This window comes from Acinetobacter sp. NIPH 1852 (assembly GCF_022549455.1).
In the GTDB taxonomy this organism is placed as follows: Bacteria; Pseudomonadota; Gammaproteobacteria; order Pseudomonadales; family Moraxellaceae; genus Acinetobacter.
Genome location: NZ_JAKZGG010000014.1, coordinates 56,314 through 80,148 on the forward strand (window position 1 = coordinate 56,314; position 23,835 = coordinate 80,148).

Annotated in this window: 20 protein-coding genes; 7 read left to right on the forward strand and 13 right to left on the reverse strand. The window is 40.3% G+C overall.

The features are described from left to right. Positions 1–11: 11 nt before the first annotated feature. Both MMO38_RS12010 and MMO38_RS12015 read right to left on the reverse strand, forming a co-directional pair. Positions 12–800 carry a TorF family putative porin gene (locus MMO38_RS12010; protein ID WP_241323677.1) on the reverse strand — a complete coding sequence of 263 codons (789 nt, stop codon included), beginning with the start codon at positions 798–800 and terminating at the stop codon, positions 12–14. A gap of 445 nt (positions 801–1,245) precedes the next feature. Continuing rightward, complete coding sequence (locus tag MMO38_RS12015; RefSeq protein ID WP_004668177.1) at positions 1,246–2,019, reverse strand: TorF family putative porin; 774 nt, start codon at positions 2,017–2,019, stop codon at positions 1,246–1,248. A 735-nt stretch (positions 2,020–2,754) separates the two neighbouring features. Between MMO38_RS12015 and MMO38_RS12020 the strand changes: the two genes are divergently transcribed. Next, a complete protein-coding gene (locus tag MMO38_RS12020; RefSeq protein ID WP_241323678.1) occupies positions 2,755–4,080 on the forward strand; it encodes an OprD family outer membrane porin in 1,326 nt (441 codons plus the stop codon). 105 nt (positions 4,081–4,185) lie between these two features. Here MMO38_RS12020 and ppa read toward each other — a convergent pair whose 3' ends face one another. After that, entirely contained in the window at positions 4,186–4,713 is a 528-nt protein-coding gene (ppa, locus tag MMO38_RS12025) for an inorganic diphosphatase (protein ID WP_121930598.1), read from the reverse strand. Positions 4,714–4,832: 119 nt separating this feature from the next. Continuing rightward, positions 4,833–5,231 carry an MAPEG family protein gene (locus MMO38_RS12030; RefSeq protein ID WP_241323679.1) on the reverse strand — a complete coding sequence of 133 codons (399 nt, stop codon included), beginning with the start codon at positions 5,229–5,231 and terminating at the stop codon, positions 4,833–4,835. A 166-nt stretch (positions 5,232–5,397) separates the two neighbouring features. On the opposite strand from MMO38_RS12030, the gene MMO38_RS12035 reads away from it, so the two are divergent. Then, a complete protein-coding gene (locus MMO38_RS12035) occupies positions 5,398–5,784 on the forward strand; it encodes a hypothetical protein (protein ID WP_130162880.1) in 387 nt (128 codons plus the stop codon). A 92-nt stretch (positions 5,785–5,876) separates the two neighbouring features. Here the strand turns inward: MMO38_RS12035 and MMO38_RS12040 are convergent, their stop codons facing one another. From MMO38_RS12040 to MMO38_RS12065, 6 genes are all read right to left on the reverse strand, one after another. Then, positions 5,877–7,556 (reverse strand): AMP-binding protein, encoded by a 1,680-nt coding sequence (locus tag MMO38_RS12040; RefSeq protein ID WP_241323680.1) that lies wholly within the window; start codon positions 7,554–7,556, stop codon positions 5,877–5,879. Positions 7,557–7,713: 157 nt separating this feature from the next. Continuing rightward, positions 7,714–9,933, reverse strand: a complete 2,220-nt coding sequence (gene parC / locus MMO38_RS12045; RefSeq protein ID WP_241323681.1) for a DNA topoisomerase IV subunit A — start codon at positions 9,931–9,933, stop codon at positions 7,714–7,716. 149 nt (positions 9,934–10,082) lie between these two features. Then, positions 10,083–10,610, reverse strand: a complete 528-nt coding sequence (locus MMO38_RS12050) for a hypothetical protein (protein WP_241323682.1) — start codon at positions 10,608–10,610, stop codon at positions 10,083–10,085. A gap of 26 nt (positions 10,611–10,636) precedes the next feature. Then, positions 10,637–11,281: a trimeric intracellular cation channel family protein gene (locus tag MMO38_RS12055; RefSeq protein ID WP_004668163.1), complete on the reverse strand. Its 645-nt coding sequence runs from the start codon at positions 11,279–11,281 to the stop codon at positions 10,637–10,639. A 52-nt stretch (positions 11,282–11,333) separates the two neighbouring features. Beyond that, positions 11,334–11,816: a YchJ family protein gene (locus MMO38_RS12060; RefSeq protein WP_241323683.1), complete on the reverse strand. Its 483-nt coding sequence runs from the start codon at positions 11,814–11,816 to the stop codon at positions 11,334–11,336. Continuing rightward, positions 11,813–13,390 carry a TerC family protein gene (locus MMO38_RS12065; RefSeq protein ID WP_005194636.1) on the reverse strand — a complete coding sequence of 526 codons (1,578 nt, stop codon included), beginning with the start codon at positions 13,388–13,390 and terminating at the stop codon, positions 11,813–11,815. The genes MMO38_RS12060 and MMO38_RS12065 overlap by 4 nt, the downstream gene beginning before the upstream one ends. A 317-nt stretch (positions 13,391–13,707) precedes the next feature. Between MMO38_RS12065 and MMO38_RS12070 the strand changes: the two genes are divergently transcribed. Then, entirely contained in the window at positions 13,708–14,328 is a 621-nt protein-coding gene (locus MMO38_RS12070) for a TIGR00730 family Rossman fold protein (RefSeq protein WP_241323684.1), read from the forward strand. A 46-nt stretch (positions 14,329–14,374) separates the two neighbouring features. Here MMO38_RS12070 and MMO38_RS12075 read toward each other — a convergent pair whose 3' ends face one another. Continuing rightward, positions 14,375–16,375, reverse strand: a complete 2,001-nt coding sequence (locus tag MMO38_RS12075) for a choice-of-anchor I family protein (protein ID WP_241323685.1) — start codon at positions 16,373–16,375, stop codon at positions 14,375–14,377. Between the two features lie 164 nt (positions 16,376–16,539). Here MMO38_RS12075 and mdtD point away from each other — a divergent pair, with 164 nt between their 5' ends. The 4 genes from mdtD (at position 16,540) to MMO38_RS12095 (ending at position 20,580) form a co-directional block, all read left to right on the forward strand. Further along, on the forward strand, positions 16,540–17,937 hold the full coding sequence (mdtD, locus tag MMO38_RS12080; RefSeq protein ID WP_241323686.1) for a multidrug transporter subunit MdtD: 1,398 nt from the start codon (positions 16,540–16,542) through the stop codon (positions 17,935–17,937). Between the two features lie 55 nt (positions 17,938–17,992). Then, on the forward strand, positions 17,993–18,751 hold the full coding sequence (locus tag MMO38_RS12085; protein ID WP_241323687.1) for a glycoside hydrolase family 25 protein: 759 nt from the start codon (positions 17,993–17,995) through the stop codon (positions 18,749–18,751). Between the two features lies 1 nt (position 18,752). After that, positions 18,753–19,808: a DNA polymerase IV gene (gene dinB, locus MMO38_RS12090; RefSeq protein ID WP_241323697.1), complete on the forward strand. Its 1,056-nt coding sequence runs from the start codon at positions 18,753–18,755 to the stop codon at positions 19,806–19,808. Between the two features lie 415 nt (positions 19,809–20,223). Then, positions 20,224–20,580 (forward strand): RidA family protein, encoded by a 357-nt coding sequence (locus MMO38_RS12095; RefSeq protein ID WP_241323688.1) that lies wholly within the window; start codon positions 20,224–20,226, stop codon positions 20,578–20,580. Here the strand turns inward: MMO38_RS12095 and MMO38_RS12100 are convergent. Continuing rightward, the gene (locus MMO38_RS12100) at positions 20,577–21,113 is read right to left on the reverse strand and encodes a DUF2726 domain-containing protein (RefSeq protein WP_241323689.1); all 537 of its coding nucleotides are present in this window, start codon (positions 21,111–21,113) and stop codon (positions 20,577–20,579) included. The genes MMO38_RS12095 and MMO38_RS12100 overlap by 4 nt on opposite strands. 295 nt (positions 21,114–21,408) lie before the next feature. After that, entirely contained in the window at positions 21,409–23,784 is a 2,376-nt protein-coding gene (locus tag MMO38_RS12105; protein WP_241323690.1) for a YgiQ family radical SAM protein, read from the reverse strand. Between the last annotated feature and the right edge of the window lie 51 nt (positions 23,785–23,835).

A 23,835-nucleotide genomic window follows, 5' to 3' on the forward strand; every position in this document is an offset into this window, starting at 1 on the left:
TGTTATTATGATTAAAAAGCATAGCCTAACGCTAAAACCACTTTATTTTTCTGCTTGGCTTCATCGCGCGTGTAGCCACCAAAAATATAATCTAAACTCCAAGTTGCACCTGTTTCAGCTAACGGATGTGATACACCTAAAGTTGCGTGTCGGAAAGCAAAATCAGTTTTAGTGACATCACCCGCTTTGGCTTGATAAGTTAAATATTCATCATCATCACCATAATAATACGCTGCAACTTGCGCTTTACCAGTGAACCCACCTGCGAGTTTTGGTGCATAAGTTGCTAAAAAGTAGGTGTCACCTTTATTACCAAAAGTAACGTTATTCAAAAGCGTTTGAGCTGTCACTGTGAAATCTTTATAACTTAGGCCCACAATCGTTTCGTAACCCGTAGACTCCCAACCCGGGTAATAGTAATAAACCGTTCCTCCAATTTGATAACCCAAGTCATCGCTAATTTTGCCTTTATATCCCGCATAGAAATCATTTTCGAATGACTTTTTCTCTTTGGGTACATAAGTCGGTGATGTATTAAAATCAGCATAGGCCGCAGTCAATGTTGAAAACCAGTAACCCAAATAAAATCCACTGTCATGGCTATAATCAAGCCCACCCTGAATCGCAGGTGTATCACTTTCAGGTGAATTGGTCATCCCGCGTAAGTTATAACTGGATACAACACTGATATTTCCTGAAAGTGCACCTGGAAATGGAAGCTTCGATTCTTCCGCTAAAGTAAAAGTTGATGCTGTTGCAATTACCCCTAAAGCAACAGCCTTACATGCAAATTTCATCATATTGATCTCCCCCATGATTTAGATATTCAATTGATTTAAGTTTTAAATTGCATCACGGGGTAATTTGCAAATGCTATGCCAAGCTTAGAGCATTTAAGAAAATATAATAAATACAAAAATAACAATAACTTAATTAAATAAAAAACCAACAACCCGATCATGCTTTGGGTTTAAAAAAAAGATGAACTAAATAGTGCAACTAAACTGCAATAGAACTGATCATTATGGCGCACTCAAAAAGTAACAAAGAAAATGCAAGCAACTTTATCACCCCTTATTCAACTCAATCATTATTTAAAAATACAGTGATGATCTCGCTCTATATGCATTTACGCTGCTTTCCGGTTAAATAAAAAATGATATTCATCAGAAAGAATGTTTTTCCATGGGAAAATATAGGTATAAAAAAAGCAGAGCAAATGCTCTGCTTTAGAGAAACAATAGCTTAGAAGCTTTTGGTTAGCGTAAAGACTGCACCAGTTTTCACACCACGTTTGTATGGTTGAGTTTGTGCATCAATATTAGTACCAATCGCAGCCAATTCCGCACTAAAACCTTCAATAGACTTGACATCATAAGTCACGCCAACTTTCCAGTCGACATAGTTATCTTTAGTATCCTTCTCACCGAAAGCATCATCAATATCAACCTTGGTATAGCCGACACTTGCCACACCGCCAAAACCAGTGTCAGCAAAAGGAACACTATAGGCAAGGTTTAGATACCAACCATCTTCATCTGAGCCAACGACATCGTTGCTATAATTAATAGCAGCTAAGATGTTATCGCCAGTCACAATTGCATTGTCAAAACCAAGCTTCGCGTAGATTTCTAACCAATTCAAGTCAGATGAACTTGGATAACCGTAATACCATAAACCTACATCTAAAGTTGGTTTACCAGCAAATGGTAACTCTGTCGCATAACCAATATATGGATCAAGCTCTAAATGCGTTGGATCATCTGAACCAAAATGAACATTAGAAGCCCACACACCAGCATAAACACCAGACTCATGGTCTAATTGAAAACCACCTTGAATCGCAGGATCACTTTCCGTTTGAGTCATACCACGGAAACGATAATCGGTTGTCAATGCAGCACTTCCTGAAAAGCTTAACCCACTTTTCGCAAGTGCATTATCTTCTGCAGCGAAACTCACTGTTGAAAGTCCAGCAATCATACTAAGCGCAAGTGCCTTACATGCAAATTTCATCATATTGATCTCCCCCATGATGGATATTCGACTAATTTATGTTTTAAATTGCATCACGGAATAGATAGCAAATGCTGTGCCAACTTCAAACAATCCTTAGAAAATATAGTTCCTGTACCATAAAGGTGCCATTACGACACTTTAAACGCGCTTCAATTGATCCTAAGGTCTTTATTTCTTAATTTTTTGATCTATTTAGAAGCAGTGCAGAAATTCAGGTTATTTATTGCACAAAAAAGACGCACTTTTTAGCACAATAAGTTGTCTAACTATTGGAAATGTCAGGTATACGTATGTAATTTAATGAGTGCTCAATAAAAGTGCATCTGAGATACCTTAAAATAATCTGAATAAAGTGTTCCTTTTTCGTCGTTGTCAGATTGCCATTCGTCGGGATGTAATTTTTTGCAAATCAAGTTGCTATATTTTTAACCAACCAATAAATAACCTATTAAATTTAAACAGAATTTATATGCCTTAATCACACTTTTTAAACATAACTTATATAGAAATAACAATCGAATATTACAACCTTTATAAATATATTTACCAATTAAAATCATTAGCTTAATTTTAATATGATCACTTTTTAAACGAGAAACAAATCATAAAATTGTATAAGCTTTTTATTAAAAATTAATGAAAAAATTTTAATAAAAATCTATCTTTTTCATGTATAACTTATACAATTTTTCAAAATTTGCAGTTTCTTTCCCAATTTTTTTATGAGGCTAAGCTATGCCAAAGGCACAGAAACTTACATTAGCGGTATTGATTAATGCCGCACTAATCACCTCAACATATGCAAGCGAACAAAGCGAAGCAAAAGGATTTGTTGAAGATGCAAGCGGAAATGTTTTATTCCGTACAGGTTATCTAAATCGTGACAAAAAAAATGGTGTTGAAGACACCAGCTCATATGCGCAAACTGCGATGGTTAAGCTAGACTCTGGCTTTACCCAAGGTGTTGTAGGCTTCGGTGTTGGTATTATTGGTGATGCGTCTTTTAAATTAGGCGCTAACAATAATGCGGGTAACGGCATGATCCCTAAGCACCCAGATGGTTCAGCATATGACCATTGGGCGCGTGGTGGCGGTTATGTAAAAGCCCGCGTATCGAATACAACTGTTACCTATGGTACTCAGATTCTTGACCTTCCTGTTCTTTCGAGCAACACTGCTCGCTTAGTACCAGAATACTTTGAAGGTGTTTTAGCAAATAGCCGTGAAATTGAGGGTTTAGAAGTTACTATCGGTAAATTTACCAAGAACCAATATTCAGACCAAATTAAATCTGATGGTAATGAGCTAGACCGCGCCGTAGTTTGGGGCGCAAAATACAAAGTCAATGATCAATTGAATACAGCCTACTTCGGTACTGATATTAAAGATCGTTTAGAGCGTCATTATATCAATGCTAATTATAAGCAAACTTTGGCAAATAATAGTTCATTAACTTATGATTTTAGCGGATACCATACTGACTGGGATCGCCAAGCAAACCAAAGCTTGTATTCTTATATCGGCTCAGCTGATGACAAATACCAAAACTCTATTTGGGCAATTTCGACCACTTATAATACTGGTTCACATACAGTAATGCTTGCTTACCAACAAAACAGCGGTAATGCAGGATATGACTATGGACTAGGTAAAGGTGTTGGAGATGGCCATCAAACCATTCATTTACCTAACTCTTACCTTTCTGACTTCATCGGTAATGATGAGAAATCAGCCCAACTTCAATATAGCCTTGATTTCGGAAGCTTTGGAGTACCAGGGTTAAGTTGGACCACAGCATTTGTTTATGGTTGGGATATCGATACCAATACAGCTGTTAAAGTTGGCGATACTGTAGTAAACCGTGTACGCACAGCAGATAATGCAACTGAGCGTGAATTCTTTAACCAAGTTAAATACACGGTTCAATCAGGTTTTGCTAAAGATGCAAGTTTACGTGTACGTCACTCATATTACCGTGCTAGCGATGAATACCAAGCGGGATACATCGGCGACACCAACGAATGGCGTCTCTGGCTTGATATTCCTGTGAAATTCTTCTAATTCACAGTTAATAACTTGCCATAAAAAAACCTCCATTCAATCTGAATGGAGGTTTTTTTTAAACCAAATTTTTAAAATTAGCAAATTTGATTTAATCCTTTAAACTTACTTTTGAGCAGCTTCGATTGATTTAATGATTTCTGCTTTAGCAACTTCAGAACTTTCCCAACCATTCAATTTCACCCATTTACCAGGCTCTAAATCTTTGTAGTGTAGGAAGAAATGTTCAATTTGGCTGATCAACAATTGTGGAAGATCTGTATATTCTTGAACATCTTTGTACAATGGAGATAATTTTTCATGTGGAACTGCGATCAGTTTCGCATCGATACCACCATCATCTTCCATATTTAATTTACCCACTGGACGACAACGAATTACTGAACCCGCTGCAACTGGATAAGGCGTCACAACAAGTACGTCTAAAGGATCGCCATCTTCAGATAGGGTGTTTGGTACATAACCATAGTTTGCTGGGTAGAACATTGCTGTACCCATGAAACGATCTACAAATAACGCATCTGAATCTTTATCGACTTCGTATTTGATTGGCGCTGCATTTGCAGGAATTTCAATGATGACATAGATGTCATTTGGCGCGTCTTTACCCGCAGGAATATTGCTATAACTCATATCAACACTCGTGTATGTGAAATTAAATATAAAAAATCGGTCAGATTATAACGTGAATACAGTCAAAATGATGCTGTATATTAGTATTAGGCGTCATGAATTTTTATGGGCAACTTGGTTTAAGTCATTTTAATGGTGATCACAAACAAAAAGATTGGGCAAAGCAAGGAAAAAAACCAAATAATTGAGCGTAAAGTTGCAAGATTGGCTAAATAACAAATTCCATAAATGACGCGGAAAACAATATATGCCCAGCCCAATGTCAGGATAAATCGCTCAGGAATCACCATATATTCCGCCATTAAAATTGCAGCGATAAATAAAGGTAAACTCTCGAAACTATTCTGCTGTACAGCATTTGCTCGTGCAGACAACCCTGTGGTTCTAGCCAAAAATTCACGAGGATTGTGATTGTCTTTTGCTTGAAAACCACCTTTTGATTTCGCAATCAAAGTAAAAACATAAGGCAATAAACATGCGACGATAATAATCAATACAATGCCGCTAATACCGTGCATCTGACATCCATCATTTGAAGTTCTTCTGATCATGCTATCATAACTTATGATTTATGAAACTTTCATTTGTACTTGTTCAACTTACATTTCTTTTTGTACATGTGAGCCACTAGAAAGTTAGATCAAATGACTTTGCTATGTTTTTATATTGTTTTAGGGTCGATTTATGCAACAGCAAGATCAAAAAGAAATGTTTGATATCCTTGATCAACAACGCCAAAACCAACTTAAGGTTGATCGGGTTTTAAAAATTGTATATCCGATTGTTGCTTTTTTACTTAGCGTGATCTGTGCCAACCTAAACTGGCAATCGACCTTAGGAACCTTTGTTATTTTGACCATTGCCTTTTATGCGGTTGGGATTAAGCGTTTCACACTCTGGCATTGGCTGATCATCACCACACTTTATGTCTTTGCTGATAATTATTTTAGCTTTAACGGCATTGATCCAACACGTTTACGTTTCCAGCTCATTACTATGATCATTTTTGTTGGGATTGCAGGTATAAGTCGACGCTATATTGATCGCTGGTTCATGAAAAAATCTGCCTAGTCAACAAAACAACAATCGATAGTCATAAAAAAATGCCGCAATTGCGGCATTTTTTTGTGCTTCCCTTTAAAAAGAGAGGCAAGAAAAACTTTTTAAGCTGGTTTACGAAGATCTTTACGTAAGATTTTACCTACGTTAGATTTTGGCAACTCATCAATGAACTCAACATAACGTGGGCATTTATAGCCTGTTAAGTGTTCTTTCGCATATGCAATGATTTCTTCAGTCGTTAATGAAGCATCTTTCTTCACGATGAATAATTTAGGTACTTCACCTGATTTTTCATCTGGAACGCCAATCGCTGCCACTTCCAATACTTTTGCATGTTGTGCAACGACTTCTTCAATTTCGCTTGGGTAAACGTTAAAGCCAGACACCAAGATCATGTCTTTCTTACGGTCCACAATTTTGAAGTAACCACGTGGATCCATGATACCGATATCACCTGTACGGAAGAATCCGTCAGCAGTCATCACTTTCTCGGTTTCATCGGCACGATTCCAATAGCCCTTCATCACCTGAGGACCACGGATTGAGATTTCACCTTGCTCACCTTGAGCAACTTCTTTCCCATCATCATCCAAGATCGCAACTTCAGTCAACGGCAATGGAATACCAATCGTACCACTGAATTCAGTAGTTGCTGGCGGGTTTGCTGTTGCTACAGGAGACGTTTCAGATAAACCATAACCTTCAATGATGATTGTGCCTGTTACTTTCTTCCAAGCTTCGGCGGTAGATGGTAATACTGCCATACCACCGCCCATCGCCATCTTAAGATTGCTATGATCCAGTTGTTTAAACTCTTCGTTATTCACCAATGCATTAAATAAAGTGTTTACTGCTGGGAAGAATGAAGGTTGGTATTTACGTAGTTCACCGATTACTGCAGGTAAGTCACGTGGGTTAGGAATCAAGATATTTGCTTGACCTTTGTACATGCCGTACATCGCACAAACCATAAATGCAAAAATATGGTAAAGCGGTAATGCACAAACAATACGATCGCCTTTTTCACTATCCGCAGCACCAAACTTACTTGAGAAAATGGCTTCACACTGTAAAAGGTTTGCCACTAAATTACGGTGAGTCAGTTCGGCACCTTTAGAAACGCCTGTCGTACCACCCGTATACTGAAGGACCGCTGTATCACTTAAAGTTAAGCTTGGGCGTTTATAGTTACTTGGATTTTCTTTGTTTAATGCGGTGTTAAATTTGGTGTAACCTGGAATATCCCAAGCTGGAATTTGTTTACGCACTTTACGTAATACAAAGTTGACCAATGTTCCTTTGAGGGTACCAAGCATATCTCCCACTGTCGCAACAACGACGTGTTTCACAGGAGTCTTACCAATAATGCTTTGATATACACTCGCAAAGTTTTCAATAATGACTAAAACTTCTGAACCTGAGTCATTTAATTGGTGCTCTAACTCACGCGCAGTATAAAGTGGATTGACGTTGACAAGAACCAAACCTGCACGGAATACACCTAATGCAACCACTGGATATTGGAAAACGTTCGGCATCATTACCGCAACACGTGTTCCCTTTGCCAAACCTAAACTTTGTAAATAAGCTGCAAATTTACGACTCGCAACTTCTAGCTCATTAAACGTTAAAACCTTATCCATAAAGATAAAGGCATCACGTGATCCGAATTTTTGGAAATTGCGTTCAAAAATATCAACAAGTGAAGTGTTTTCAGCAGGCAGTGCAACTGTTTCTGGGATTCCTGTCTTTTGGTATTCAGCAAACCAAATCTTTTCCATAATGCCATTATCTCCGAGTGGTAATCCTTAAAAATGTAACAACGTTACTTTCCATGGCAAAACATTTTTATTAAGTTCTTGAATTGCCCTGTAGACCTATCCAAATAATATGAATACGTCATCATATATAACGTATTTGTATCACAGAATACCAGCCTTATCTCTGAACGAGGAGTCTATTTGCTTTTTGATATCCCCGTGGTAAAAGTTGCCCCTTTGTTGCTCTTTTTCCTATATATTTTTGGAGATCATCCCCTTTCAGTTTTAAATGCTGTTGTCCTGCAGCGACTTGGATTATTTCATCTAACGTCAAGGTTGTCATGGATAAAATTTGTTCTTTCTCCTCAAGTTGTATCAACTTGTTACCTTTACCTTTATTTAGGATAGGGAGTTCAGCCAAATCAATAATAAGTAATCGTCCTGCTGAACTTAGTATTGCAACATGAGTGGACTGTTGAATTGGGAGCAACGGTAATGCAGTGGCTTTATCTCCAACGGTTAAAAAGGTTTTTCCCGCTTTGGCATTGGTATCCAATTGACCTACTTGTGTTTTAAAACCGTAGCCTTTTGAACTTGCCACCAATAACTCATTCTTGTCATCATCAACTAAAACTTGGATAAATGACACCCCACTCGCTGGTGCAAGTTTCGAGCTCAACGGCTCGCCTAAACCACGAGCTGAAGGCAAACTACTGATGGGTAAAGCATAACTCCGCCCTGTTTTATCCAAGAAATAAACCCGTTGATTGGTTTTACCCACCGCATGACTTAAATATTGATCACCTGCACGGAAATTGAGATTTGCGGCATCAACATCACCGCCCTTGGCTGCACGGACCCAACCTGCTTCTGACAAAACCACCGTTACCGTTTCGGCTGGCAGCAGATCTTGTTCTTTAATTTGGACCGCATCTGCTCGTCGTACCAATGGCGAACGGCGATCATCACCAAACTTTTTCGCATCTTCTTTCAGTTCATTGATAATCAAGTTTTTCAGTGACTCAGGATTTTCGAGTTGCTCGCGAAGGATAGCAGCTTTCGCTTCCAGTTCTTCTTGCTCACGGCGAATTTCCATTTCTTCAAGCTTGGCCAAATGGCGAAGTTTCAATTCTAAAATTGCTTCAGCTTGAATTTCATCAATCCCAAAATGCTGCATCAGCACAGGTTTGGGTTTGTCTTCTTCACGAATAATACGAATCACCGTATCAATATCCAAATAGGCAATCAAAAGACCTGCCAAGATATGTAAACGCTTTTCGATTTTAGTTAAATGGTATTGCAGACGACGCGTCACAGTTTGCTTACGAATCTCGATCCATTCCAACAAAATACGGCGAATAGATTTCACCTGTGGGCGACCATCTGCCCCAATCATATTCAGATTGACACGATAGCTTGATTCCAAATCAGTGGTTGCAAATAAATGGCTCATCACCGTTTCAGCATCAACACGATTGGAACGCAGTACAATCACCAAGCGCGTTGGATTTCTGTGATCGGATTCATCACGAATATCAGCCACCAAAGGCAACTTCTTCGCAATCATTTGATCAGCGATTTGGGTAACTACTTTTGAACCTGAAACCTGATAAGGCAACTCAGTAATCACGATTTCATTTCTTTCTATCGTGTAAACCGCACGCATGCGATAACTACCACGACCTGTGGTTTGAATTTTGAGTAATTCTTCTGGTGGGGTAATAATTTCTGCTTTGGTTGGTAAATCTGGTGCTGGAATATACTCTGCTAATTTTTCATCGGTGGTTTCAGGATTACGAATCAGCGCAATCGTTCCTTTCACCACTTCACGCAAGTTATGCGGCGGAATATCGGTCGCCATCCCGACTGCAATACCCGTTGTACCATTGAGCAGGATATTTGGAATACGAGCAGGCAAGGTTATCGGCTCTTTCATCGAACCATCAAAGTTATCTTGCCATTCACTGGTGCCTTGACCCAACTCATTCAGCAATAATTCACTATAAGCTGAAAGTTTGGCTTCGGTATAACGCATTGCCGCAAATGATTTAGGGTCATCAGGTGAACCCCAGTTACCTTGACCTTCAACCAATGGATAACGATAGCTAAAGGGCTGCGCCATCAACACCATTGCTTCATAACAGGCAGAATCACCATGTGGGTGATATTTACCGAGTACATCACCAACGGTACGTGCTGATTTTTTTGGTTTTCCTGTTGATTTTAAGCCAAGCTCACTCATGGCGAAGACAATACGCCGTTGTACAGGCTTCAAACCATCACTGATATGCGGCAATGCACGATCCATAATCACGTACATGGCGTAATTTAAGTAAGCTTGTTCTGTGAATTCGGCTACGGAACGGTTTTCGGTTGCATGGTGTGCAAGGCTGGTCATTTCAGCAAGTCATCCAAAATCATTGTTATCGTCAATGCTTTGTATGCTATGTGGATGCAAGCGTTGTGACAAGCCCTAGTTGTTGTTTAAACGTCAAATGGTGTCTTGTTCGGAGGGTTTGTAATGGCATAAGGCACTGAGCCAACTTTTTAATTATCAAATCTAAGACTTTCTCTAAATAATTTCATTTTAACCTCATCAACATTCAATATCTGCAAGGAGGTAAATTCATCATAAATGTTAAAACCAAAACTAAAATTACTATCATGAACATATTTCATTGTGTTTTCTAAAGGTAGGAATACAAGCTCAATATAGTTTTTACCCATGAACAATTGGAACTCTGTATCAAACACATCCTGAAATCTACTAGAAAAACCATCCAAATCAAATGGCCAAGATGAAATATCAAAAATTGGTAAATGCATTTGTGCTAAATCAATAGAAGATAAATCCTTCCCAGTTTGAATCAGCTTATTAAAGCTAAAGCAAACCAATGTAATCGTTGATAACTCACCTGTCTTTAAAAGACCTATCTCAATTAGAGACGTGCGACCATTACCACCTCTCCAATACAAATCTGGAGATTTTTCATTAAAAGAAATAGCAAAAGGTACGTAGCCATCAATTTCAACCAAATGATGGCTATAAGTACTGATAGCAATTTTTTTTAACATCTGCTTATCTATATATATAATTTTAATCAATGCTCATCAGTAGACGAAGCAGACTCAGCATCATCTTCTTGATAAATGAATTTCGGCATCTCTAAACCAAAGTAGATCGCAATTAAACGCAAAGTAAAACCAAAGACTAAGGTAAAAATCACCGTTAAATCATGTGGCAATCCAACTTCCAAACAGACCCAATAACAAATCACCGCAACAAAGGAAATACTCGCATATAGCTCACGACGGAACACCAAAGGCACATCATTACATAAGATATCACGCAGAATACCACCCGATACGCCTGTTAAGACCCCTGCAACCGCAGACACCACAAAACCATGCCCCATAGATAGCGCAATTTGGCAGCCAATAATCGTAAAGCCAATTAAACCCAAAGCATCCAGTACCAAGAAGATATTACGTAGATGACGCATCCATTTGGCAATAATAATCGTCACAAAAGCCGCACAACAAGTCAAAACCAAATACTCAGGATGTTTCACCCAAGTTAAGGGATAGTGCCCAAGTAGCACATCTCGGACTGAACCACCACCGAGGGCAGTTACACAGGCAATCAGTGTTACACCGAACCAATCCATACTGCGTCGACCTGCTGACAACGCACCTGTCATCGCTTCCGCAGTAATGGCAATAATATAAATCACGGTCAGTAACATTTGCCTGAATCCTTAAACAAGGCGGAAAAGTGTGCGCTATTTTAAGACAAACTTAGATGAATTGTGCACAACATTGCTTAAATTTTTTCCCCGAACCACAAATGCACGGTTGTTTCATGGTGATTTGCATATCTAAAGTCGGATCAAGGAAATACCAACGCTGTTGATGTCGCACAAAATGTGAAATTTCATGATGAATATGAGGTTGTGCCCCATCATGGTTTTTATCGCGGTAATGCGCTTTAAACTCAACCAAGGCATGGGTTTTATCCAGCTTAGGCTGATGCTGTAGCACTTCTAATTGCAACCATTGATTGGACTGACTCCAATCTGCAATCGCAGCTCGATCTAAGAAGGCTTGTTGTCCTAGAGCCGTTGTTTCGAGAATATAGTCAATCTGCTGTAAGGCAAAAGCACTATAGCGCGAACGCATGAGTTGTTCAGCAGTTTCAGCAAATTGTTGTTTCAAATGTAGGGGCTGACAGCACGCAGCATATTGCCCTTGTCCACATGGACAGTTTGGTGAGGAAATCATTTTTCGTCAGTTTTCTCTTTCGCAATAATGCGCACTTTTTCAATCTTGTGCCCATCCATCGTCACCACTTCAAAACGATGTCCGTCTGCTTCCACCATTTCACCATTTTCAGGTAAACGACCGAGATGAAATAAGATATAGCCTGATAAAGTGGAATACTCTTCACTTTCATCCACCAAGTCTTTACCTAATAATAAAGACACATGGCGAATATCGGTTGATCCCTCTAATAACATAGATCCGTCATCGAGCGTTTCTGCTGTTGCTTCCAGCTCATCTTCATCAGGGAACTCACCCGCGATCGCTTCCAATATATCAATCGGCGTTGCAATCCCTTCAATCGAACCATATTCATTCAATACGATTGCCATTTGTAACGGTGCTTGGCGTAATTGCTCCATGACCATTAAAACTTGTGCGTTCTCATGCACAATCACGGGTTCGCGTAAATGTTTTGCAAAATCAATCGAACCTGTTTCAATGTATTCATTCAACACTTTATGCGTGAGTACGACACCTTCAATATTATCCAACTCTCCCCGCGCAATAATCAAACGCGAATGTGTCATCGACATTAAACGGTCTTTTAATTCTGTTGGATTATCATCTAAGTCTAACCACTCTAATTCTGGGCGTGGTGTCATCACTGACTTGACTGGTCGTTCGGATAAGCCTAATACGCCTTGTACCAAAACACTGTGATAAACCCCTGTATCCTCATCAAAGACTTCTTTGGCATAGGCTTGTGTAGCGAGTACATCCTCTGTTTCTTTGTGCTGTTCACCAGCGCCTTTACTGCCTAACATACGCAATACAGCGGATGCCGTACGGTAACGTAAATCGGTTGTGGTCACCAGTTTCTCTTGATTACGGCGCATGGTCTGATTCACGGCCTCAACCAAAACTGAGAAACCAATTGCTGCGTATAGATACCCTTTTGGAATATGGAAACCAAAACCTTCCACGATCAGTGAGAAACCAATCATCATCAAAAAGCCAAGACACAGAATCACCACGGTTGGATGTTTATTGACAAAGTCCATCAATGGTCGAGAGGCGATCAACATGATCCCGATCGCAATCGTCACCGCGATCATCATCACGGATAGATCTTTCACCATTCCAACAGCGGTAATTACGCTATCTAGTGAGAAGACTGCATCTAGCACCACGATCTGAACCACCACGACCCAGAACACGGCATGTACAGGATTTTCCTGCCTTAATGCTTGCTTACCTTCAATACGCTCATGCAGCTCCATTGTTCCTTTAAACAATAAGAACGCCCCACCAAACAGTAGAATCAAGTCTCGACCTGAAAATGCATGATCAAAAATCTGGAATAGTGGTTCAGTTAAGGTAATCACCCAAGCGATAGATGCGAGTAACACCAAACGCATTAACAATGCGAGAATTAAACCAATTTTACGCGCAGCATTACGTTGTTCTGGTGGTAATTTTTCAGCTAAAATTGCAATAAAAACAAGGTTGTCAATACCAAGTACAATTTCAAGCACCACCAAAGTCGCTAAGCCCACCCATGCGGCAGGATCCGACATCCATTCAAAAATCATAGAGCTGACTCCTCTACAAAATCAGCTTTAAACTGATGATTGAATCGATCGGCATAAATAGCCCAAATATTTTTTTTAGAAAAAGAGAACAAAGCAGAGTGACAACAACCACTACTCATAGAGGTACATTTATGAATGAAAGGATTTTTAGTATAGGTAAGATTTCAATAAAATTCATCATTTTTTATATGGGTGTTTTTTTAATTTTTTTCTAACAATAGCGCAAAGGCTTTGTATGCGAAATGTGCATAAAACTGTCATAAAAGTCATTTAGCCTAGACAAGTACGACGAAAATGATAAGGTAAAAATAAAGTAGATGAATAGTGTATTTAGAATGACAGTTAAAAAAACCACTCCTCCCATAAAAACAATCCTCCCGCTTATTGCTTTGTATTGTGGTTCTCGTCCAGGCAACAATCCGATTTACCGTGAAAAGGCGATTGAACTGGCCCAGCACCTCTCTACACAAGACTTTGGTATTGTTTATGGCGGCGCCAGTATCGGCCTCATGGGACAAGTCGCAGATACTGTACTTGAGCACGGCGGCGAAGTTGTCGGCGTTATTCCTGAGTTTATGTTGGACTATGAAATTGCACATAATCAACTGACGGAACTGCATGTTGTGAGAAGTATGCACGAGCGTAAAGCATTGATGGCTGAACGTGCCAATGCCTTCATCGCGCTACCAGGTGGACTCGGCACTTTTGAAGAAATTCTAGAAATCGCCACATGGGGACAGCTCAACCAACATCAAAAACCGATGATCATTTATAATGTGAACCGTTTTTATGATGCCTTAATTGCTCAACTCGATCATGCGGTTGAAGAAGGCTTTTTGCCCCCTCAACATCGTGCCAAAGTGATTATTTGCGAAAATACCGAACAAATCTTCAATGTGATTAAAAATCTAAACTCGCCTAAACACGTGGCAATGTAAAATTAAAAAAGCGGATCAAATTTGATCCGCCTTTGGCATTTTTGACTTAGTTTGAATTGACTTGGTAAATGGTGGTTGTGCCACTGACTTCATTCCCGACCACCAACAATGGTTTGCCATTTGGCGAATCTTTTGCAGAAATAAAGATTAAACCTTCTGGTCCAAGATCACCATGTGCAGATAATGCAGTCGATGGATCAGCCTGATCCCATATTTCACGAGTATTTAAATAATCTTGGAAAATTGGCTGTTTTGGATTACTGACATCAAACGCCATCACCCCACCCATCCGCTCAAGCCCTAGGAACAAGAATTGTTTATTGCCAATCTTGCCAATGGTGAGACCTTCTGGCTCTGGACCTTTGTTACTACTACGACCACCCAATGTATTGCCTTTTTCGTGGTTGCTATTAAACCAATCTTTACATGAAAGGTTACGTGCCTTGCCTAATTTACATTGGTCACTATTCAGGTATTGTTCAATAAAATCACCTGAGTCATAGGCGATCTTGACCTGATTTTGTGTATCCCAAATCGAGAATGAACGCCCACCCAGCACATACAAATCGTCATACATTAAATAATCGGTTAATGGATTACCATTGACTCCAATTTTATCGCCCGCTTTTGAGTAGTACACAGGTTTGCCATTTTCAGTTTGATAACCTTGTGTCCACGTAATTTTTAAACGGCCTAATTGCTTGTCATCACGACAATCGCCTGCATCGCCTTTGCTCGCACCACAATAACTAAAAGCGGTTGGATTCAAATGTGCACCCGCGGCTAAATCACGTAATTGTGCAGGTAGGTCATCGGCACAACGGCGATCAAAACCGTCTTTGTGTACCAAATGCTTGACGCGCCACTCTTCAACAAAGCCTTTGCTATTGTCATTATCACAACGTTGCAAATTCTTCTTTTCAAAGTCTTTAAGTTTAGTTAAGCCAAAATACGCAGCTGTATTTTCTCCCCATGCACGTGCATCACCTTCATTGGCAGAGATTAAATAAGTTTTTTGATCTGCGGCGGTATAAGCTGCCATGGCATCAGGATGATAAATCCCTTTCAACCCGTTCCAAGTCTTGATCATAATATCTTGGACGGTTTTCTTGCCATCAAAGTCACTGACATCCAAGCCATTACTTGAGTTTTTAGTTGGATCAAGCATGGATTTAAAACCACTGTCGCTGAGGCCATGATCTTTATAACCCATTGCCTCGATCGAGGTTACAGTGGCTGTCGCGATGTCCAAAACGGCAATGGCATTATTTTCTTGCAGTGCCACCCAAGCAGTTTTGCCATCATCAGAAACCGCAATATATTCAGGCTCTAAATCTTGAGCAACCGTGGCATTAGGTCCAAAAATACGAACACCTTTGGCAATCAATGCCTCTTTCTGGCTATTAAAAGCTTTAAAATCAGCAGTTTTGACCGTTGGCTTACTGATATCACTGACATTAATAATGCTGATTGAACCTTCTGGATCAATTTGATAGTCATCAGATGGCTCACCTTCATTGGCGACCAATACCGTTTTTCCATCAGGTGTAAAGGTCAACATATCAGGCAATGCACCAACTGGCACATGGCTCAATCGTTTTAGATCACTGGCTTGGTAGAACGCCACAAAACCACGATCAGTTTTATTGGCTGCTTCAACTGCCAATGCAATAATGCCATTTTGTATGCTGACACTATTCACCTTTGCACCTTCAGCAATATCATCCACGGTCAGTGATTGTAGATAAGTGGGCTTCGCAGGATCAGAAAGATCCAATACATCCAACGCCCCTATTTCAGCATTGACCACAAAAACACGTTTCGTTGCTGGATCATAAGCTGGAATTTCAGCGGCACTTTTAGCAAAAACACCTGATTCATAACGACTCATAAAACTAAGCTGAATACGCTCGGGCGTCGGTTCAACCACTTCAGGTTTTGGTTCAACTTCTTTGTTCGGTGTCTTATTTTGCTTGTTATCATCATTACACGCCACCAACCCCGCTGACAGCATTGCGGTCAATACCACTGAAATTTTAAATTTCATGATCAAATTCCATAGATTTTATTTTGTAGGGCTAATCTAGTATTCTGAGATGCAAGTTCGATGACACTTTTATGTCAGTTCGATGACCACTCTTTGACAATTTTTGTCTTTATTTCAATGACAATTGCATTAAACTAAAACGGATATTTCATCCACCAAGGCTCATGACAACAACCACGCATCAAGCTGTACAGCCCGAATTTCGTTTGTTGGTGTTATTGGTTTCCATTGGCTTTTTTATGCAGGCACTGGATACCACCATCGTCAATACCGCGATTCCAATGATGGCGCTGCAACTCAATGAAAATCCACTACAAATGCATGGGGTGATTGTCGCCTACGTGCTTTCTGTGGCTGCGTTTATTCCACTGAGTGGCTGGTTGGCAGATCGCTTCGGTATCCGCAATACCTATCTCGCAGCGATGGTCATCTTTAGTTTGGCATCGCTTGGCTGTGGTTTATCTCAGAATCTAAATCAACTGCTCGTCTGTCGTGTGATTCAAGGCATGGGCGGTGCATTGTTGATGCCTGTCGGGCGGCTCGCTTTATTAAAGCTGATTCCACGTACGCAATTTCTATCTGCCATGAGTTTAATGAGCCTTGCAGGTCTGATTGGTCCATTGATGGGGCCCACGTTGGGTGGCTGGTTGGTTCAGGTTGCGACATGGCACTGGATTTTTCTAATTAATCTACCCATGGGTGTACTGGGCGTGATCATGGCACTCAAAATCATGCCAAATCACAAAGAACCCACAGTGAAATCGTTTGACCTGAGTGGCTTTATCTTATTAATCGTCGCCATGGTCGGGCTTTCATTGGGAATTGAAAATATTGCCGCACCACAATACTCAGGTATCGTCAGTATCAGCTTACTGGTGATCGGGAGTATTGCAACGCTAGGCTATGCTTATCATGCACATAGCCATCAAAATGCACTGTTTCATGGACGTTTGTTTCGACACAAAATCTTTTCCATCGGTGTATTGGGCAACTTTTTCGCCCGTTTAGGCAGTAATGCCATTCCCTTTATTTTACCGCTGATGCTACAAGTCGCTTTTGGTTTTGAACCTTTCATCACAGGTTTAATGATGATCCCGATGGTGTTAGGTTCATTATTTTCCAAGCCAATTGTTCGCCCGCTCATTCAACGCGTCGGCTATCGCCGCTTTCTGCTGACCAATACGATTTTAGTCGGCTTGTGTATTGCCAGTTTTGCTTTAATGACCGCTGCAACACCGCTTTGGCTCAAAATTGTGCACCTCTTTATTTTTGGCACACTCAACTCACTACAATTTGTGGGAATGAATACCCTGACTTTAAAAGATTTACCTCAACACGATGCCAGCAGTGGCAATAGTTTCTTGTCCATGATTATGATGCTCTCGATGAGTATAGGTGTGGCTTTGGCAGGAACATTGATCAATCTGTTTAGTCAGTATTATCCCTCAGCATCCATTAGCACCGCATTTCATGCCTCACTGATTACCTTAGGTTGTATTAACATCATTACCGCGATGGTGTTTTGGCAGATTCCAAAAGAGACCACAGATGAGCTGAAATAGCATCCGCTCCGAAATCACGTTATGATGATTATTTTAAAATCGCTGTAAAATTTACATGCCAAAATCGAATCCGAAACCCGTATACCAACGCCGTAATACCTATGTCAGTATTGGGCTTGCGAGTCTGTTGGGTGTTTTAACGTATTTCGGTGTGTTCTATCAGCAAAAAGCCTCTGCCCAAGATTATGCCATTCGCGGTTTTGATGTATCCCATCATCAAGGTGAGATTAACTGGAAAAAAATCTCGCCACTGCAATATCAATTTGTCTATCTCAAGGCCACAGAAGGCGGTGATTTTAAAGACCGAAAATTTCAGGACAACTGGCTCAAAGCGCGTGAACAAGGTTTGCATGTGGGTGCCTATCACTTCTATCGTTTATGTCGTGATGGCAAGGTACAGGCTGATAATTTCATTGCCACCGTACCCAACAAAACCGATGCTTTGCCACCTGTCATTGATTTGGAATATGACAGTAACTGTATAAATACCTATACCAAAGAGCAGTTACTCAAAGAAATTCAGCTCATGCATGATCAACTGCATCGACATTATGGTAAACAACCGATTTTCTATATTTCTAAAAGTTTTTATCACATTGTATTGATGGGAAATTTTACCGACACACCACTTTGGGTCAGAGACTATGACGGCAAACCTGAACTCAAAGATGGGCGAAAATGGTTATTTTGGCAGTACAGTCAAACAGGGAAAATTGACGGTATTGCAAAGCCTGTTGATTTAAATGTCTATGCTGAATCACCACAGCAGTGGCGTATGTTTTTAAAAGAACAAGGCATTCAGGATGACAAATGAACTGCGTAAAATCATCCATATCGATATGGATGCCTTTTTTGCCTCAGTCGAACTCAGAGAGCGCCCTGACCTCAAAGATTTGCCAGTGGTGATTTCTTCCCATCATCCTCGTGCGGTGGTTGCGGCTGCATCTTACCCTGCGCGCGTCTTTGGTTTGCGTTCTGCGATGTCGATGGGACAGGCCAAAAAGCTGTGCCCACAAGTAATTGTGATTGAGCCAAATTTTGAAAAATATCGTGAGGTTTCGGCACAAATCCATCAAATCTTTCAGCAATACACCACACTGATTGAACCACTGTCTTTAGATGAAGCCTATTTAGATGTGACTGAGAATCTAAAAAATATTCCCAGTGCCACGGCGGTAGCAACCCAAATTCGAGCAGATATTTTTGCAGTAACAGGACTGACGGCTTCTGCAGGTGTGGCACCGAATAAATTTTTGGCAAAAATCGCTTCGGATTGGAATAAACCGAATGGCTTATTCGTGATTAAGCCCCATCAAGTGATGCAATTTATTCAAGACTTAGCATTGAGCAAAATTCCAGGTGTCGGCAAAGTCACCCATGAAAAATTAAATCAATTGAATTTGCATACCTTAGGCGATCTACAAAAAATCGAAGAAAATGTCCTTATCCATCATTTTGGAAAATACGGCAAACAGCTTTATTTATATGCACAAGGTATCGACCATCGTCCTGTCAAAGCTGAACGTGAACGTCAACAAATTTCTAAAGAGATTACCTTTGATGATGACTACAATCTCGATCAATGTGCGCATACATGGCAGCCGTTGACGACAAAGATCTGGCAAAGTTTAGATAAAAAACAACTCACCGCACGGGGTGTCAATGTCAAACTAAAGCTCAAAAATTTTCAAGTATTACAACACGGAAAAAGCTTTAAACACCCGCTACAGTCTCCACAACAATTATTACAAGTGGTTATGCAATTACTGAATGAAATGCATATTGATCCTAACTTTCAGTTTCGTTTAGTGGGTGTGGGAGTCTATCAGTTGCAACCGATTCAAGAAGAATCTCAACTTTCCTTATGGTAATGTGGTTTTTTTACACAAAAGTACCCTTCACGCTGAAATTTATGTTTGCTTTTTATGCAGTTTTCAGTACTCTAGGCAACGCAGTAGCATTATCCATGTTGCTTGCTCTTGCTAAAGAAATCCTCGCTTTTAGCATCTGCTCCTGTGGTTGGCGTGACGATCAAATCCGAATATTACAGGGCACTTCAAGTGTCCTTTTCTTATTTTCCCGACGATAAAAACCACTCATCTTACTTTTTTGTATAGAAATTCAGTTCAACTCATTTTATAAAAAACAACATTACATTTTATTTTTTAGCAGCGCTCTGTAATCAAAATGGAAACTTTTAGCAGCTGATTTAAAACAAAATTACACAGCAACTAAAGGCCATCAAGTACAATCTTATAAATACATTTTTAATTAGGTAGCACCTCTATGTCTGTGCAACGACTGCATGTCACTTCACGTTTTTGCGAAGTCGCAATTTCAGGAAATCTTGTTCATTTGGCGGGTCAATTGGCAGATGATACCAGTGTAGATGTCAGTGCACAGACACAGCAAACCTTAGACCATATTGACCGTTTACTTGCTGAAGCAGGTACCGATAAAACCCATATTTTATCGGTATTGATTTTCTTAAAAGACATCGAAAAAGATTATGCAGCAATGAATACCGTTTGGGATGCATGGATTGCTGAGGGACACCCCCCAGCACGTACCTGTGTAGAATCTAAACTATACGCCCCTGATGTCTTAGTCGAAATGACCGTGACTGCGGTACGCCCAGATTAAAATGATTTTGCCGCAAACACATTGTATTTCATCAAATGTTCAGTTTGCGGCATCGGACTTGAGATTGTGGATGTCGCAGAACTCATTGGATCAAATAAATCAGGGATCAAGTCCTCACGTAATTCTTGTTCAGTTGGAATACTACTGTAACGAAAAACACGATATCCAGCCAATTCAAGTAGGCTGTCTTGATAATACTTTTGATTCAGACGATTGACATAAGATTCATCTGCAATCTCAACAATCGCAAGCACCTGATGTTGTTGATCGAGCACTACAAAATCAGCAACCAAACCCTGATACTTGCGTCGCGTATGGCTAAACTTAGTCGTAAGCAAAGCATCAAATGATACATGTGCCAATATCGTATGACGGTGCAAAACGGCTTGTAAACGCATTAAAGTAATTTGCTCAGCAATATTCAAAATACCACGTCGCTTTAATGGACTATCTTGACGCCGATTTTGATGTAAATGTCGAAGTGCAAGTGCTGTAATCAACAGCAAACCAACTATTGTTATGAAATAATACATTTCTAACTAATCCCTTTAGATTTTTTATAATCATTTTTGGCTTTATGCCAATTTTTTAATCAATAACAACGATAGTAAAGTTATTTTAACAGTTCAAACTTGAAGTTCTTAATCGTTCCTACCAAAGTCGTAAAAGCTTGCTGTCTTGTTATTTATAATCAGCATATCGCAAATATTCAAGTCGATATTGTCAGTATATGTTTCCATAGAGTATAGTTTTGAAATTAGACTGCGAACCATTTATCATTTTTATATAAAAAGAAGGCATGCATCTACATGCCTTCTTTAATGCTAATTAGCGATGTGTTTTCGCTTTGGCTTTCGGCTTGCCTGAAAATGGTCTTTTCTCACCAGTTTCGCGCGGTGGCAAACCCGTGTGTTGGGTCAGTATTTGACCTTTTTGCGGACGTTTTTGACCCGATTGTGGTTGCGATTGATTGCGTTTTGCTGAATCTCCTGCGACGGTCGAGTTCTTCTTACGCGCAGATTTATATTCACTCTCAGCAGTACCTTGAGGCTGATAAGTCGGAATCAAATGCTGTTTTGAGTTACCAATCAAGTCAGGTCGACCCATTTCTTTTAGCGCTTCACGCAACAATGGCCAGTTATTTGGATCATGGTAACGTAAGAATGCTTTATGCAAACGACGACGTTTATCGCCTTTAACAATATCGACATTTTCCGTATAACGCGCCACTTTAGACAATGGATTTTTGCCTGTGTAATACATCGTGGTTGCCGTTGCCATTGGCGATGGATAGAAGGTCTGTACCTGATCGGCACGGAAACCATTCTTCTTCAACCAAATCGCCAAGTTCATCATGTCGTAATCGGTTGTACCCGGGTGCGCAGCAATGAAGTAAGGAATTAAGTATTGTTCCTTGCCTGCTTCCTTACTGAAACGCTCAAACATTTGTTTAAAGCGATCATAAGTGCCGATACCTGGCTTCATCATTTTCGATAATGGACCTTGTTCGGTATGCTCAGGTGCAATTTTTAAATAACCACCAACATGGTGTTGTACCAACTCTTTGACATATTCAGGATTCAATACTGCCAAGTCATAACGTAGACCTGAACCAATCAGAATCTTTTTCACACCTTTGATTTCACGCGCTTTACGATAAAGCTGAACCAATGGTGCATGATCGGTATGTAAGTTTTGACAAACACCCGGATAGACACAAGATGGCTTACGACAGTTCTTTTCAATCTCAGGATCATTACAGTGCAAACGATACATGTTTGCCGTTGGACCACCTAGGTCTGAAATAATGCCTGTAAACTGAGGTGCGGTATCACGAATCTTTTCAATTTCACGTAAGATCGACTCTTCGGAACGGTTTTGAATAATACGTCCCTCATGCTCAGTAATCGAACAGAAGGTACAACCACCAAAGCAACCACGCATGATATTGACTGAGAATTTGATCATATCAAAGGCAGGGAAACGCGCATTGCCATAAGCAGGGTGCGGTAAACGTGCATAAGGTAAATCAAAGACATAATCCATTTCCTCAGTGGCTAGAGGAATCGGAGGCGGATTAATCCAAACATCACGTTCGCCATGACGTTGAACTAAGGCACGCGCATTACCGGGGTTGGTTTCAAGATGCAAAATACGGTTGGCATGTGCATAAAGGACCTGATCATTCGCGACCTCCTCATAAGAAGGTAAACGGATCACCGCAAGTTCACGTGGTGGCAGTTTATGCTTAATCGCTTTTGATGGTGCAGATTTGAGCTGTACGATCTGTGTGTCAGGATCTAAATTATCCCCTTCACGGACAATTGGGTTTGCCACGAATTCTTTTTGAAAATCTTGATATTGCGCCAGTGAGTTGCCCTTTTCTTTTTCAACTTCACAGCCATCAATATCTTCAGTCATCACATAGGGATTGATGATCTGATCCACTCGTCCGATGGTATCGACATCATTACTGGCGATTTCAACGAACTTTGCTTTTGAATTTTTATTATGTTTATTGATAATAAATGCAGTACCGCGGACATCAGTAATATCCTGAACTTTTTCACCTTTCGCTAAACGATGCATCACATCGATAATGGCACGCTCGCCATTCCCGTACATCAACAAATCGGCCTTAGAGTCCATCAAGATTGAACGACGGACTTTGTCTGACCAATAATCATAATGCGCAATACGACGTAAACTGCCTTCAATACCACCAAGTAACACAGGTACATCTGGGAATGCCTCACGACAACGCTGACAATAGACTGTTGCCGCACGATCAGGGCGTTTATTGGCTTCGTTATTTGGTGAATATGCATCATCCGAACGGATTTTACGATCTGCCGTATAACGGTTGATCATTGAATCCATGTTGCCTGCGGTTACACCCCATGCAATGGTTGGTTTACCGAGCACACGGAAACTTTCAGCATTGGTCCAGTCAGGCTGCGCGATAATACCGACACGAAAACCTTGTGCTTCAAGCACACGACCAATCACACCTGATACAAATGAAGGATGGTCAATATACGCATCGCCACAAACTAAAATAAAGTCACATGCATCCCAGCCGAGGAGATCCATTTCTTCTCGTGACATCGGCAAAAATGGTGCGGGTTCAAAACACGACGCCCAATATTTGTCGTAATCAAACAACGCTTTTGGCGCGGTCTGCATGGTATAGGCAGTAGACATAGCTTGCGAATCTCGGCTAGCAATAAGGAAGAGAGAGGCATCTCGGAATTT